General features: G+C 42.1%; 13 protein-coding genes and 2 pseudogenes. 10 read left to right on the top strand and 5 right to left on the bottom strand.

All coding sequences use genetic code 11. From position 1 onward, the window contains the following. The first annotated feature begins 230 nt into the window (after positions 1–230). Positions 231–518, top strand: coding sequence for a hypothetical protein (locus AC3ZVC_RS01700; protein ID WP_490066003.1), 288 nt, complete (start codon positions 231–233; stop codon positions 516–518). A gap of 281 nt (positions 519–799) precedes the next feature. Here AC3ZVC_RS01700 and trmL read toward each other — a convergent pair. Further along, positions 800–1,269, bottom strand: a pseudogene (trmL, locus tag AC3ZVC_RS01695) (tRNA (uridine(34)/cytosine(34)/5-carboxymethylaminomethyluridine(34)-2'-O)-methyltransferase TrmL). Between the two features lie 155 nt (positions 1,270–1,424). Then, positions 1,425–2,334 (bottom strand): annotated as a pseudogene (locus AC3ZVC_RS01690) (DMT family transporter). Between the two features lie 514 nt (positions 2,335–2,848). Here AC3ZVC_RS01690 and AC3ZVC_RS01685 point away from each other — a divergent pair. Continuing rightward, positions 2,849–3,328, top strand: a complete 480-nt coding sequence (locus AC3ZVC_RS01685; protein WP_490068786.1) for an Lrp/AsnC family transcriptional regulator — start codon at positions 2,849–2,851, stop codon at positions 3,326–3,328. 306 nt (positions 3,329–3,634) lie between these two features. Here AC3ZVC_RS01685 and AC3ZVC_RS01680 read toward each other — a convergent pair whose 3' ends face one another. Continuing rightward, complete coding sequence (locus AC3ZVC_RS01680) at positions 3,635–4,036, bottom strand: hypothetical protein (protein WP_490066002.1); 402 nt, start codon at positions 4,034–4,036, stop codon at positions 3,635–3,637. Between the two features lie 137 nt (positions 4,037–4,173). Here AC3ZVC_RS01680 and AC3ZVC_RS01675 point away from each other — a divergent pair, with 137 nt between their 5' ends. The 7 genes from AC3ZVC_RS01675 to AC3ZVC_RS01645 all read left to right on the top strand — a co-directional run bounded on the left by AC3ZVC_RS01675 (position 4,174) and on the right by AC3ZVC_RS01645 (position 12,373). Beyond that, positions 4,174–4,395 carry a hypothetical protein gene (locus AC3ZVC_RS01675; protein ID WP_490066001.1) on the top strand — a complete coding sequence of 74 codons (222 nt, stop codon included), beginning with the start codon at positions 4,174–4,176 and terminating at the stop codon, positions 4,393–4,395. A 447-nt stretch (positions 4,396–4,842) separates the two neighbouring features. Further along, positions 4,843–6,087, top strand: a complete 1,245-nt coding sequence (locus AC3ZVC_RS01670; RefSeq protein WP_490066000.1) for an MFS transporter — start codon at positions 4,843–4,845, stop codon at positions 6,085–6,087. Between the two features lie 390 nt (positions 6,088–6,477). Next, a complete protein-coding gene (locus AC3ZVC_RS01665; RefSeq protein ID WP_490065999.1) occupies positions 6,478–7,230 on the top strand; it encodes a conserved phage C-terminal domain-containing protein in 753 nt (250 codons plus the stop codon). Then, positions 7,223–7,564, top strand: coding sequence for a replicative helicase loader/inhibitor (locus tag AC3ZVC_RS01660; protein WP_490068784.1), 342 nt, complete (start codon positions 7,223–7,225; stop codon positions 7,562–7,564). The genes AC3ZVC_RS01665 and AC3ZVC_RS01660 overlap by 8 nt, the downstream gene beginning before the upstream one ends. Beyond that, entirely contained in the window at positions 7,564–8,862 is a 1,299-nt protein-coding gene (gene dnaB / locus AC3ZVC_RS01655; protein ID WP_490068781.1) for a replicative DNA helicase, read from the top strand. Before AC3ZVC_RS01660 ends, dnaB begins: the two co-directional genes overlap by 1 nt. A gap of 206 nt (positions 8,863–9,068) precedes the next feature. After that, complete coding sequence (locus AC3ZVC_RS01650) at positions 9,069–10,292, top strand: YeeE/YedE family protein (protein ID WP_490068780.1); 1,224 nt, start codon at positions 9,069–9,071, stop codon at positions 10,290–10,292. A 191-nt stretch (positions 10,293–10,483) separates the two neighbouring features. Further along, the gene (locus AC3ZVC_RS01645) at positions 10,484–12,373 is read left to right on the top strand and encodes a Xaa-Pro dipeptidyl-peptidase (protein WP_490065998.1); all 1,890 of its coding nucleotides are present in this window, start codon (positions 10,484–10,486) and stop codon (positions 12,371–12,373) included. A 281-nt stretch (positions 12,374–12,654) separates the two neighbouring features. Here AC3ZVC_RS01645 and AC3ZVC_RS01640 read toward each other — a convergent pair whose 3' ends face one another. After that, positions 12,655–13,167, bottom strand: coding sequence for a GNAT family N-acetyltransferase (locus tag AC3ZVC_RS01640; protein ID WP_490065997.1), 513 nt, complete (start codon positions 13,165–13,167; stop codon positions 12,655–12,657). 95 nt (positions 13,168–13,262) lie between these two features. Here AC3ZVC_RS01640 and AC3ZVC_RS01635 point away from each other — a divergent pair, with 95 nt between their 5' ends. Then, positions 13,263–13,871 carry a YitT family protein gene (locus AC3ZVC_RS01635; protein WP_490065996.1) on the top strand — a complete coding sequence of 203 codons (609 nt, stop codon included), beginning with the start codon at positions 13,263–13,265 and terminating at the stop codon, positions 13,869–13,871. 37 nt (positions 13,872–13,908) lie between these two features. On the opposite strand, the gene AC3ZVC_RS01630 is transcribed toward AC3ZVC_RS01635, so the two are convergent. Further along, a complete protein-coding gene (locus AC3ZVC_RS01630) occupies positions 13,909–14,364 on the bottom strand; it encodes an acyl-CoA thioesterase (RefSeq protein ID WP_490068779.1) in 456 nt (151 codons plus the stop codon). Between the last annotated feature and the right edge of the window lie 46 nt (positions 14,365–14,410).

The following is a 14,410-nucleotide window of genomic DNA, read 5'->3' as shown; positions in this document are numbered from 1 at the left end:
AGCTTGATAAAGAACCAATAAAATCTATTGAAATATTAAAAAGCGTAATTTCTGCTATTAATGAGTTTTAAAACCAACGGGGTAGCATTCGTTATTTTTGCTAGTGTTTATTGGGTTGAAGTTGAATATGTTGAATTCATTGTTTATTAGAAACGATATATTTTATAAATCATACATTAATCATAGATGGAGAAAGGAATTGATCAATAAAAATGAGGTGAAAAATCGATATGGAAATAATTTTATTTATAGCGATGATTGGGCTAGGCTTGCTTGGTTTTAATTGGCTTATGGGATATCGAAAAGACCATATTACCATTGATTTTGATAAGAGGTATATGAATTTTAGCGAGTATGTTAAAGCGATAGAGCATGAACTTGCCAAACAAGGGAAAGAGGTCAGTTATAAAGGAAATCGAAAATTTATCATTGATGGCCGTGCCTATATTTTCATTGAACGAAATGTTTCTATTGGAGGCGTTCCTTTACAAAGAACTATTCTGAAACCTGAAAAGTGACATTTGTTCTGAAGCTGCTCAGTTGTTCAATTATAGGGTGCATTACTTAAGATTTGGCTGCTAAAAAGCAGCCTTTTCTTAGTGTGCCCAGCAAAGCCGCTAATTGCTAATAGTGAAAGTCCAACCTAAGTAAGTGCCAAGACGCTCAGTAGCTGACAGGTAACTAGAAGAGTAATCCTAAGGTTAATGCCCTGTGACAAAGTAACTCTTTTGGAGTGCAAGCAACCAACACCTCTTTATGGAAAAATCAAACAAAAACTCTTCCAAGGCGGAAGAGTTTTTTATTTTAGATTGGGGAATCCCTGCTGGCGCAAAGCTTCATACACCAATATAGCTGCTGTACTCGAAAGGTTAAGTGAACGAACATTATCATTCATTGGTATTCTCAAAAAGTGATCTTTATTTGTTTCTAGCAATATTTTGGTAAACCCGTTGTTTCTTTTCCAAACATAAAATAATGTTCCTTTGATTCATCACTAAAATCAAAGGATGAATGTGTTTTTTCACCAAAGGTCTCGATATAGTAAAACTCACCTTGATTTTTTGAAAAAAAGTCATCCATTGAATCATAATACGTTATATTTACAGATTCCCAGAAATCAAAACCTGCCCGTTTTATCTTTTCTTCATCAGTTGAAAAGCCAAGTGGTCGGATTAAATGCAAGGCTGTATCCGTTGCAGCACAAGTAAGTGCAATATTTCCGGTATTAGACGGAATATCTGGTTGATATAGTACAACATGTATGGCCAAGAATAGTCACCTCTATCTTTATAGTACCCTTCAAATTATAGCAATAAAAAAACCCGCCAATCCAGTGGTTTTCGAAGGGGAAATTTTTGAAAATAAAGAGTGTCTGTCACCAAGCAAGGGACAGAGACTTTTATTATGGCTTTTGTTTAAGTGCCTCACTCAGGTGTATATACAGGAGTCGGCACCGCCATTTTAATCGTCCTGGTTTTAAAAAGTGTAAATAAAAAGTAGCCTGCAACGACAATGACGCTGCCTGCAGCTTGAATCCAAGTCATTTTTTCTCCTAAAAAAGCAAAGGCTAAAACGGCAGTAAAAACGGGATTAAAGTTCAAGAATAACCCTGATGTGTTTGGGCCGAGTTTATTCACCCCGATGTTCCAAAGGACCATACACAGAACGGTTGAGATCAGGCCAGTATACAAAATGGACTGAATAAAAGAAGCATCTGGATTCGTTACCTTGAAGCTTGAAATGTTAAAAGGAAGCAGGACAAGAAGGCCGAAAATGCCGGAGTAAAGGATTGACATCATTGGTGTGACGGTGGCCATCGCCCATTTACTGCAGACCGAATAAACTCCCCACATGGCTACAGCTGCCATCATATAGAGATCGCCCATATTAAACTGCAAGGAAAATAATAATTCCAAGTTCCCTTTTGAAAGGACGAGCAAAACGCCAAACAGTGAGATGAACATTGAAAATAATTGAAGCGTGTTAATCTTTTCCTTTAGAAAAAAGAAAGAGAATGCTGCAATGGAGAACATAATTTAATGTGGAGATTAAACCAACATTCGTTGCCGATGTCTTTTCCAGAGCCATGAATTGCAGTGCCTGAAACAAGGCTACACCAGTAATCCCCATTAAAAACAAAGGCAGAATGGATGCTTTCGGCGGAATCAGCTTTCTCTCCTTCCGCCAAACAAGCGGGATCAGAAAGATGACCGCAATCGCCCACCTTAAAATAGTCAAGGCAGTAGGAGAAGCGTGCTCCACAAGTGTTTTTCCCACAATAAAATTACCGCCCCAAAGAAAGCTGGTTAATAGCAATAAAGAATAATATTTCACCTCATTTAGCCCCTTTTCTTTTTAAATGGCTCTTTTCGTATAGTTTGCTGCTTTTCAATAACTCAGTTTAATTCGCTGAGTTGATTGGAGCGGAGGGCACTTGATCCTCGAAAATGCATCCGCATTTTCTTCGTGCGGTGATAATTCAAGGAAGAATATTCAATGTCCTGCGGGAGGAGAGGGAGCGGGAGACCCCGCAGGTGAAACCGAGGAGGCTCCCGTTCCTCCCCGCGGAAAGCAAGTGCCCGCAGCGGAAATCAACGGGCTGAATTAATAAGCAAAAACACAACAATCTATGGAAAAGAGTATTTCAAATAAAGAATTAGAGCCATTGTGCACAATGACATTATCTATATGAATTATTTTAACATTTCCCTTCATGAACAAAAGAACATTTTGTATAATTGGATTAATTCAAAATAAATGTAAGTATTATAGATTATCAGTTTAAAAAATTCATTTTAAGCATGTGGTTTTGCGCGTTTTTGGAATAATTGAAAAGGGCTGATGGATGGTGGAATCGATTGTAAGCAAGGTGTTAGATAATGTAGATGTTAAAATCTTGGATTTGCTTCAAAAGGACGCACAGCTAAGCAATCTGGAGCTTTCAAAGCGGGTTAACTTATCGGCGCCAGCTGTACATGCAAGAATCAAGCGATTAGAAACGGAAGGTTATATCAAAAAGCAGGTCGCCATTTTAAACCATGAAAAGCTGGGCTTTGATCTATTGTGCTTTGTGTTTATGAGCACGAATCAGCATCTGGCTGAAAAACTGGAATCTCTTGAGAAAACATTGGAATCGATGGAGGAGGTCCTGGAGTGCCATTGTTTAACAGGGGAGTACGATTATCTATTAAAAGTGGCCTGCAAGGATCGCAAGGGGCTTGAAATGTTCATTAGAAGGCTAAATGAATTGGGGATTACCAAAATACAAACCAGTTTGGCGTTGCGGGAGATTAAGGATTCGACGGTGCTGCCGATAGGCGGGAAGTAAAGTGACCTCAGAAAATAATCAGGCGAAAAGCGCGGCTAGCCTCTTTATGCTGCACTTTTTCTGAAAAACAAGCAAAAAAAGAGCCTAGAAAATCCTAAGCTCAAGGATAATAGGGGGTCAACTAGTGATAGTTCGACCAATTTAATTTTACTCTATTCTGAACATTATTTCAACTGATTAAAGTATAAACGCATAAAAGTGTTGGTGTGATGAAGTTTAGTTGTTTTCTAGAGAGGCAATTAGTAGTGGCCTCTCTACTTATTTTAACCTCCTATATTAATAGTTCCTTTTTAAAACCCATAGGTGCTAAGGTCTATATCCATAACCAAACAAAAATAAAAAACTAAAAAAGATAACGAGAAAAGCGGCAGGAATTGAACTTATTGCAATAAGTACCTTTGCCTTCCTGCTTTGAGCCTTAGTAAACCATTTAAAGTAGATGAAAAGGAGGATCCCGATGAAGGGAAGAAATAAATAATTCGCGATTGTGTAAACCCACTCTGTATTTTTGTCCCAATAGGCTTCAGGTACCGGACGGATCTTTTCATATTGCTGATCAGTTTTGTCCTTCACTGAAATGAAAATGTAAGAAACGACCAAATAGTAGGCAACAATGATGCCCTTTACCCACCAGTTTAAGTATTTGTTAAGTAGCACGATGATCAAAATGAGTGCCAAGGTTATAAAAAATCCTTTGTACTGTTCCAACTGAAAAACCTCCCTTCTAAAACCATATCCAAAATATGGAGAATAATCAATTCAAATAACCCTCATGTAGTCTTATGAATGGTATAATATGTAAAAGTATATGGTGAAAAGCCATATTTATTGAAGGGAGGCACCTCGTGAATATTTCAAATAAGCTCCTTGATTACAAAATTGTCTACGATGATCGAAGAGAAGTGAACTCAGGGAAATATGAACATAAGCGAATAATTATCGAGGAAGTTAAAAATAAATTTAAAGCTGACGTAGAAAACAGAACGGATAAGGATGTCATCGTGGTTTACGATTGGCGCAAGACTCATAGCGGAATGGAAATCTTATTGTATGCTTATGAAAGCTGAAAGACGAATTTGAATGGATCGCAACACCTTCTATTTAGCAGGTAGTTAGGTTGAAGGGACAGATCAACACAGTAGTTCATGTCGATAAAATCCAATGGACTTCCGCTTCAAACCTTTTTAAAAGCCATTGCGTTAGTGAAGCCCATTTGTTATTATTACTTTACTTATAGATGAAATGGAGGTTTTCCTTTTGACAGCATCAATTAGACTAAGATACCCGCTTTTCATTCGTTAATTGAATACGTTTGAAGGCTCTGCCTATGTTCAGAGCAACGGGATTGGTCTGTCTATTTTTAAGGAAACCTGCATTTACCGGTTTTTTTAAGAGGGGATATGTCTCCCCTCTTTTTTGCGTTCTTTAAAAAAAGAGTATATAGAACCATTTGATGTAAGTGAATGTAGGTATGGCTTATTTTTATAAAATTTAATAGAAATGAGTTGTTATCGATGAACACTGTAAATATCAATCCAAAGGAAAATTGGCTAAAGAATATCATTCTCTTTTTAAGCAGCCAGACGATATCGCTATTTGGATCATCCCTGGTTCAATATGCGATTATGTGGCATATTACGTTAACAACAGAGTCTGGTGTGATGATGACGCTGTTCATCATTTGCGGCTTTATCCCGACCTTTTTTTTATCCCCGGTTGCTGGTGTTTGGGCGGATCGCTATAACCGGAAAATGCTGATCATTTTAGCAGATGGTCTTATTGCATTTTCAACACTGATTCTCGCCATACTCTTTTTAATGGGTTATGACGCCATTTGGCTGCTTTTTGTCATGGCAGCGATTCGTGCCCTTGGGACAGGAATTCAGACACCCGCTGTCGGAGCTATTTTGCCGCAAATTGTCCCAAAGGATAAACTGACGAAGGTGAATGGGGCAAATGGAAGCATTCAAGCTGTAATTATGTTTGTATCTCCAATGGTCAGTGCCGCTCTATTAGCAATGGCTTCCCTTGAAATCATCTTTTTTATTGATGTGATTACGGCAGCAATTGCGATTGTCACACTGTTAGCCTTTTTAAAAATCTCTGTGCATGAGAAGGCATCGGAAAAACAGACAGCGAGCTATTTCAGTGACTTTAAACAAGGCTTACAATATGTCAATAACCATGGTTTTCTGAAGAAGTTCTTCCTGTTTTTTGCCGTGTTTTTTGTTTTGATGGCCCCTGCAGCCTTTTTGACGCCGCTGCAGGTTACACGCAGCTTTGGCGGTGACGTGTGGGAATTGACCGCAATCGAAATTGCTTTTTCAATAGGCATGATGGCAGGCGGAGGAATTATTGCTTCCTGGGGAGGCTTTAAAAATAAAATTACAACAATGACATTTGCAAGTCTCATTATGGGAGCCTGTACATTTGCGCTTGGGATTGTACCGGTTTTTTGGATCTATTTAGTATTCATGGCTTTATTCGGTGTTGCCGTGCCAATTTTTAATACACCAACAACCGTTTTATTGCAGGAGAAGATCGAAGAGAACTATTTAGGAAGAGTCTTTGGGGTCATGGGTATGATCTCAACCTCAATGATGCCGATTGGAATGCTTATATTCGGACCGATTGCAGATATTATTGACATTGAGTGGCTCCTCATTGGAACTGGCGTATTGATCCTCTTGCTGGCCATATTATTAGGCCGTGACAAAACACTAATCGAAGCGGGAAAACCGGCATTGCATGAATCATAAGTTAATAGGCCGGAGGTATGGTCCATTGACCTGTTGATAGAAATGGGCATACTATTAAAGTCGTAAATTTTTATAAAAAGGATACAGGAAACTCAAATTCAAACGCACGAGGGTTCATTTAAAAAAAGCAGCACCAGATGATTACTGAATTTAAACAAGTTTAGAAGACTGTGGGGAGATATCTGCAGTCTTCTTTTTTATATAAATTAACCCTTCTTCGTTCACCAAATGTTCACAGCTGCTTGGGATATTTTATTTCACCATGTCCGATTGGGCGTCTCATTCATATTATATAGATGAGGGGACTGATGTAATGGAAGATGGCAGAAAGAACTTCGCAACTTGTTCAAACGGTCCAAATTATTTTTTCTAAAAGGGTGAGGGGTCACGATGAGCAATCTATTAATTAATGAAAATCCGGTTTTGATTCTTCCGTCATTGGCGGAAAAGCTGGGATTGAATGAAGCGGTACTGCTTCAGCAGATTCATTTTTGGCTGAGGATGAGCAGACATAAAAAGGAAGGGCGCACGTGGATTTACAATACATATAAAGACTGGCAGAAGCAGATGCCATTTTGGTCGAATGCGACGATTGGACGGACGATTCGTTCGCTTGAGGAAAAAGGGCTGCTGATCTCTGGCAATTTTAATGCAAGTAAAATGGATAAGACAAAATGGTACACCATCGATTATCAGAAGCTGGAAGAATTGGGTGCCTCCTTTGGAACCTCCGGAATGGAACATCGAGTTTATCAGGATGCCGGATCGATTAGAACAGATTGCGATATCGAGGATGACAGCGTGCTGCAAGCAATACCAGAGACTACTACAGAGACTACTGCAGAGAAAAAAGATATCCCTTATGCTGCGGTTGTTGAATACCTGAATGCCAAAACCCAATCGGCTTATCGGACAGGCTCCAAGAAAACGAGGAACCTGATCCGGGCCAGGTGTCTTGAGGGATTTACGCTGGATGATTTTAAAAAGGTGATCGACCTGAAAGCGGAAGAATGGTTTCATGATCCGTACTGGAGCAAGTTCCTCAGGCCGGAAACACTGTTTGGCACCAGGTTTGAGTCGTATTTGAATCAAAAGCCGCAGGCTAAGCAGTGGCGCGAGGAGGATTTTAACCTTGATGACTAAGCGGGAGACGTATACGCTGCTGGCATTGATTGCCGTTTATTATGAGCAGTTTGAGGTGAATCAGCGAAAAATTGATTCCTGGCATGAAGTGCTGCAGAGTCATGACGTTGAGGATCTGAGGAGGAACTTGCTGTTGCATGTTAAGGAATCGCCATATCCGCCAAAGATTTCGGATCTGGTGCGTAAATCTGAGATGGTTTCCAGAGCCATTCCTAATTGCCTGGATACAGACTGCATTGTCCCGATAGCCTGGAAGCCGGCAAGCGAAGAAGTGGTGCAGGCTGAACTGGCAAAAATGCGGGAGATTCTTGGAATCAGGAGGAGTGAAGCTTGATGCAGGGATACGGTTTGTATAGCCAGGAGGCAGAGGAAGCATTAGTCGGTGCACTGTTTTTGGAGGAAGGGCTCGTAAAGGATTGCACGGTTCGGCCGGAGCACTTATATTTAGCCAGGCTGAAGCGGCTGCTAACCCTTATTCACCAGCTTGAGGCAAAAGGCAAACCGGTCGATGTGATTTCTGTTGTCGAAGAAGCCGGCCACCAAAACCTGGAGAGCATCGGCGGAATCAGTTATATCACGCAGCTTGCGGGGAGTGTGCCGACTGTTGCCAATTTCAAGTTTTACCAGGATACGGTTCTTGAATATTACCAAAAGCGCAAGGCTGTTGAGATTGCAGGCCGAATTCAGCAGAATGCCCAGACAGGAAATATTGCCGGGGTGTTGAAGGAAGGCATTCATGACCTCATGCTAATTGAAGATCGTATTGGCGATGAAGATCTTGGAGAGGTCATGCCAGCTTTGATCGAGCTTTACGAGGAGTCGGATAAGGACTGTGGTGAAATGACCGGAATTGCTTCCGGTTTTACGAAGCTGGACAGGCTGACCGGCGGCTTTCAGGAGTCTGACTTAATCATAGTCGGAGCAAGGCCGAGTGTCGGAAAAACAGCGTTTGCCCTCAATATGGCGTTGAATGCAGCCGATCAGGATATTGCGCTTATCTTTTCCTTGGAGATGTCCAAAAAGCAGCTTTTGAAAAGAATGATCAGCTGTAAAGGGGAAATCAACTCGGTTAAAATGCGGAATCCGAATCGTTATTTCGGCACTGGAGATTGGCAGCAGTTTTCCGGTGCTATGGGGGAGCTTGGCAAAGCAAAGCTTCATATTTTTGACCAGGCCGGAATGGACATTCAGTATATATGGTCCAAGGTTCGGAAGGCGCGCAGGAAGTACGGCAAAGATAAACGCATATTGGTCATGATCGATTATTTACAACTGATTATAGGGGATAGCCGGCACCAGAACCGACAGGGTGAGATCAGCGAAATCAGCCGGAAGCTGAAGACGATGGCAAGGGATTTGAATGTCGCGGTTATTGCTCTTTCGCAGCTGAGCAGGGGTGTGGAAAGCCGCCAGGATAAACGGCCGATGCTGTCGGATTTGCGGGAGAGCGGCCAGATTGAGCAGGATGCGGATGTGATCGCCTTTTTGTACCGGGATGATTATTATGACAAAGAATCGGAACAGCAGGATACGATTGAAATTATACTCGCCAAGCAGCGGAATGGTCCGATCGGAACGGTGCGGCTGGCGTTTATAAAGGAGATTGGGAAATTTGGGGATTTGGCAGGATGAGGTACTGAGCGTAGAGTACTTGGAAAAATATTGCCGCTGTGCAATCCATTTAATTCCCATTTCACCATTTACATTATACAAAATATAGTATAGAATAGTGCTTTAATCCGACTAATATGATGAGAAAAGGAGTGAATGGTTTGGATCAGGTAGAATTAAAAAATAATTCATCTCTTGAGTTAAAAAATCATGCTGGCAAGCAATGGATGTCTGCTCCCACTACCGTGGTGACGAACCTTAATCCTGTACAGAAGCCATTTGTTGCAGCTGGCGTTTTTGCAGCTATTATTCTATTTATTTCAATTCTTAATGCAGCAAGCATCAAACATGGAGTTCTGTTTATCCTTGGAATTGCTTTGGGAATGACGTTGCTTCATGCCCGTTTCGGATTCACATCCGCTTTCAGGCGCTTTGCATCTGTCGGCAACGGACAGGGACTGCAGGCGCATATGCTGATGCTGGCTGTTGCGACGACTTTATTTGCGATTATTTTAAGCACGGGATTCAGTTTCTTTGGAGCAACGCCTAGTGCATCTGTTGCACCCGTTGGTGTCAGTGTCATTGTTGGTTCCTTCCTGTTTGGAATTGGCATGCAGCTCGGCAATGGATGTGCATCGGGCACATTGTATTCCTTAGGCGGCGGCCAATCTTCCATGATTCTGACCTTGCTCGCTTTTATTGCCGGTTCGACTTTAGGTGCTTATCATTTTGCCTTCTGGATGGAAGAAACACCTGCCTTGCAGCCATTTTCACTTGCTGAGTCAACAGGGCTTGGCTACGGTGGTGCCTGGGTGGTGCAAATGGCATTGTTTGCACTGATTTACTGGATTACACTGCAAATTGCGAAAAAGAAAAATGCGCCGATGATGAAGGCACTGCCGACTACAACTGGCTTTAAAAAGATTTTAAGAGGCTCTTGGCCATTATTTGCAGCAGCAATTGTTTTGGCACTATTGAATGCTTTGACGTTAACAATAAAAGGTTCTCCTTGGGGCATCACATCCGGATTTGCTCTATGGGGTGGAAAAGCCTTAATGGCGATGGGAATCGACGTAACATCCTGGGGATATTTTGCTACAGATAAAAACCTGGCGGCGCTGAAAAGCACTGTGCTGTCTGATTCCACAAGTGTCATGAACTTTGGCATTATGCTTGGAGCCTTTATTTCCGCAGCATTGCAGGGAACGTTCAAGCCAGGGAAAGTGAAGCCTGGCGTAGCAGGTGCAGCCATTGTTGGCGGTATTCTGATGGGCTATGGCGCACGTCTTGCTTTCGGATGCAACATTGGCGCCTACTTCGGTGGAATCGCGTCCTTCAGCCTGCACGGCTGGGTATGGGCAATCATGGCGATGCTCGGAACAGGTGCAGCACTGTTCATCCGTCCGTTGTTTGGCTTGAAGAATCCGAAGTCTACGGATTCGGTTTGTTAATAAAAAGGCTTGGTACTCAGGTTGAGTGCCGAGCTTTTTTTATTTGGAATAGCAAAGAATTTTAGCAAGACTATTATCCTAGGAGAGATTAATAGAAATATTTAGAAAAATATATAATTTTAGGAAAAAGTAATCTATTAATATTTCATAACTCGAAATATAATAAAGGTCAAATACAGAGGAGGGATTTTATGAAAAAGAAAAAGCTTCTCAAATCTGCAGCTATGTTAGCCGTCATTTCTATGACTCTATCAACTTTTACCTACACGGCTGGTCATGCAGTTGCGAAAGAAAAACCAGGACAGGCAGCACAAATCGAGGACCTCAAGTCTCAGCCAATTTATTCATTTGAAGAGGCGATTCGTGAGACTGTCTATGTCGAGTCCACTCTTGATTCGGATGAAAACGGAAAACCAGACAGGATTGCCGTGGATATTATTCGTCCTAAAGAAACGGAAGAAGGACTCAAGGTACCGGTAATCATGGATGCCAGCCCTTACTATGAAAGCCTTGGCAGAGGAAATGAAAGTGAAGTGAAAGACCGGGACAAAGACGGCATAAATGAGAAATTTCCTCTTTTTTATGATAACTATTTTGTTCCCAGAGGCTATGCAGTGGCTTTACCCGAAATGGTCGGAACGAACCAATCAGATGGGTGCCCGACGACTGGCGGCTATGAAGAGATTGAAAGTATAAGAGTAGTCATTGAATGGATGAATGGCAGTGCGAAAGCCTGGGATGAGGACAATCAGGAAGTGAAAGCAGATTGGACAACCGGGAATGTCGGCATGATTGGAAAATCGTATGATGGTACGTTAGCCAACGGGGTTGCGGCCACTGGAGTAGAGGGATTAAAAACAATTGTTCCAATCGGGGCCATTAGCAGCTGGTATAATTATTATCGGTACGCAGGGCTTACATATTACAACAACGGTCCAGGAGGCTTGGCAAGCAGAGTTGTCACCAGCTCCCGAAAAGATGCCTGCCAGCCTGTTTTTAATCGTTTGAACGCAGAAGCAGACGATCCATCAGGAGATTACAATGATTTCTGGGATGAGAGAAATTACGTTAAGGACGCAAAAAATGTAAAGGCAAGTGTTTTTGCGGTTCATGGGTTAAATGACTACAATGTTAAAATGAATCACCTTGCTGATTGGTGGACAGCCCTTTCTAAAGAAGATGTCCCGCGTAAACTGTGGCTTACCCAAACCGGTCATGTCGATCCGTTTGATTTCAGAAGGGCGGAGTGGGTAGATACGCTCCACCGCTGGTTTGATTATTGGCTGATGGATATTGAAAACGGCATTATGGACGAGCCGGCGGTTGATATTGAAAGAGGGGCAGATGTGTGGAAAACTCAATCCTCATGGCCGGATAAAGATGCTGCAAATGTTAAAATACGTCTGGGCCCAGGAGAAAATGAACATACAAATGGCACTTTGACAACAGGTCCTGTACAGGGCAATGTAAAGCAATCGTTTACCGATAACCCGCAGCAAACAGAACAGCAGATGGTATCCAATGAAACAGTTGTAAAAAGCGACCGACTGGCATTCCTATCTGAACCACTTAAAGAGGATGTAAGGTTTAGCGGCATACCTGAAATCTCACTCAGGGCAAAAGTCGATAAAGAAGACTCCAATTTAACCGTTTTAATTGTGGACTATGGAACGGATACACGCATCAACCATGAAAGCCGGGGTGAAGGCATAAAAACCCTTGATACAGAAAGCTGCTGGGGAGAGAGCATTTCCACAGATGATGCGTGTTACAAAGATACAGAAAAAACCACACATACTGCACCATATGAAGTCGTTACAAGAGGATGGTTCGATCCGCAAAACTGGAAAACCATCGAGCTGGATGACTCCTTAAAAGAAGGAAAAAGCTATAAATTCGAATGGAATGCATTGCCTGAGGATTACGTATTTAAAGAAGGACACCGAATCGGAGTGATTATAGCAGGCAGTGATCGCAGACGGGCGATTCCTTCGACAACAGGTGCCACATTTGAAGTGGATCTTGGACAAAGTTTTATCAGCCTTCCAGTTGTGAATGGGAAAAAGGCAATTGGATTCTAATAGAATGGAAGGGGAAGTCTGCATCATGATGCAGGCTTTTCTTATAGTTGTTTATTTACATAAAGCTTTTAAGAAGTTTTTCTAAAAGGCTCTTTTCGTATAGATTGTTGTTATTGGACTATAAAGCTTGCCCGTTGATTTCCGCTCCAGTCACGCAGCGAACCGCGGGGAGGAACAAACCGGTGATTTTTGCGAACAAGTGGAGGAAACTAGCGAATAAATCACTAAAATTAGCGAAGAAATTTTAAAAGAGCAAAAAAGCTGGCTCCTAGGCCAGCTTTTTACGTTAAATCCAGTTCAAAATAGAGTTCTTCCTGCTGCGTATCTTCAAACCACTTCATTCCTTTGGCTAGTAAGCCGATTTTTGATAAAACTTTGCATGAAGCAGGATTAGCAGGGTCGACAGCCGCGATGATTTTCTTCATTTGCGGATTATTTTTTCTTATGTCAGTTACACAGGCAGCGGCAGCCTCTTCAGCAAAGCCTTTTCCCCAGTAATGCCGGTTCAAGTGATAAAGGAGCTCAGCTTCTTCTTCATTCTCTGTTGGATTAAATCCGCAAACCCCGATGACAGATGAGGTTTCTTTTAACTGCACAGTGTAAACCGAGTAGCCTTTTTCCACGTGCAGCTGCTTATAAAATTCGATGGAGCTTTGTATGCGGTCCTTTGTGCTGGTGCCGCCGCAGTATTTCATGACCTGAGCATCACCCCAGACCTGAAAAACATCATCCAGGTCAGCAGTTTGCATCGTTCTGAGCAGAAGGCGTTCAGTTTCAAAGTGATAGGGCATCATGCACACCTCTCTTACGTGTATTCTATCATGAGGTTTCTTATTATATGAGAATATTATAAGATAGAGTAAGGAAAAAACGGTTAGGAGATTTTGTTATGTACGTACTCTATAAGTCTTTGATACTGGGAATAGCTGCTGCGATTCAGGGCATTGCCATGACATTTTTTTTATTTCCGCATTTCATCCCGTCGGGCGGCGCTGCAAGCTTAGCTGTTATATTAAACTATTTATTGGACACGCCTTACTCGGTTACTTTATGGGTGCTGAACGCGAGCCTTTTACTGGCAGCTGCCAAGTGGCTGGGAAAAAGCAGTGTGATCTGGACGCTGTTTTGCGTCTCCGTGACTTCCATTACGATTGATTCTCTTACTCCACTTGTAACAGAGCCGCTGAATCCGGTTCTGCTGGATCTTTTACTCGGAGCTGTTGTGTTTGGAATTGGAGTAGGAATTCTATTTCGAATGGGAGCCTCTTCGGGCGGCATGGACATTTTGGCTTTAATTATTTCAAAAGCAAGAGGGGCTGCACCGGGCAGAACGCTTTTTTACATAAACAGCAGCCTGTTATTGATCACCGGGGTTGTCGTTGACTGGAAAGTTATTATTTATGCGATAATTTGCCAAATGATCGGGACGCGGATTATCGATGTTATGTACAAATTGGAATTTAAGTTGAAATTTGCAGAAAATCATCGGGTTCATTAAAAGGCCGCACAAGACGGCCTTTTACTTATTTATTCTTTTATCGTATACTCGCTCTATTTTTACGATGCTCTTTACGGGCAGCTGCTGTTTCATGGAGCCTGATTTCTTCGTCTGATAGCGGGATTACTTTTGGGACAGGCACCGGACGGCCATTTTCATCTACGGCAACCATAGTCAAAAAAGATTCGGTTGTCAGCTTGCTGTCGCCTGTCAGCAAATCTGTGGATCTGACTTTTACATACACCTCCATTGAGGTCCTGCCTGTAGAAGTGACATAGGCTTCCAGGCTAAGCGCGTCTCCGACTGTGGCAGAAGATAAAAAATCGACAGAGTCAATGGAAGCTGTAACGACAGCGTGGTTGGAATGCTTCATGGCTGCCAGAGCAGCAATCTCATCTATATAAGAAAGGACCTTGCCGCCAAATATGGTCTGAAGGTGATTGGTGTCGGGCGGAAGAACCAGTTTTGTCTGGATGGTTTTCGAACGTTCCACTGAATGGGCTTTGGCCGCATTGCAGTCATTAAAATCAAGCAAACCC

This window comes from Cytobacillus sp. C11.1, from assembly GCF_058145115.1.
This window is presented reverse-complemented; position numbering and strand designations above follow the sequence as displayed.

Excerpts from the sequence above, each read along its gene's own strand:
- AC3ZVC_RS01700 (WP_490066003.1), top strand. The coding sequence starts at position 231 with ATGGAAATAATTTTATTTATAGCGATGATTGGGCTAGGCTTGCTTGGT.
- AC3ZVC_RS01670 (WP_490066000.1), top strand. The coding sequence starts at position 4,843 with ATGAACACTGTAAATATCAATCCAAAGGAAAATTGGCTAAAGAATATC.
- AC3ZVC_RS01665 (WP_490065999.1), top strand. The coding sequence starts at position 6,478 with ATGAGCAATCTATTAATTAATGAAAATCCGGTTTTGATTCTTCCGTCA.
- AC3ZVC_RS01660 (WP_490068784.1), top strand. The coding sequence starts at position 7,223 with ATGACTAAGCGGGAGACGTATACGCTGCTGGCATTGATTGCCGTTTAT.
- dnaB (WP_490068781.1), top strand. The coding sequence starts at position 7,564 with ATGCAGGGATACGGTTTGTATAGCCAGGAGGCAGAGGAAGCATTAGTC.
- AC3ZVC_RS01650 (WP_490068780.1), top strand. The coding sequence starts at position 9,069 with ATGTCTGCTCCCACTACCGTGGTGACGAACCTTAATCCTGTACAGAAG.
- AC3ZVC_RS01645 (WP_490065998.1), top strand. The coding sequence starts at position 10,484 with ATGAAAAAGAAAAAGCTTCTCAAATCTGCAGCTATGTTAGCCGTCATT.
- AC3ZVC_RS01640 (WP_490065997.1), bottom strand. The coding sequence starts at position 13,167 with ATGATGCCCTATCACTTTGAAACTGAACGCCTTCTGCTCAGAACGATG.
- AC3ZVC_RS01635 (WP_490065996.1), top strand. The coding sequence starts at position 13,263 with ATGTACGTACTCTATAAGTCTTTGATACTGGGAATAGCTGCTGCGATT.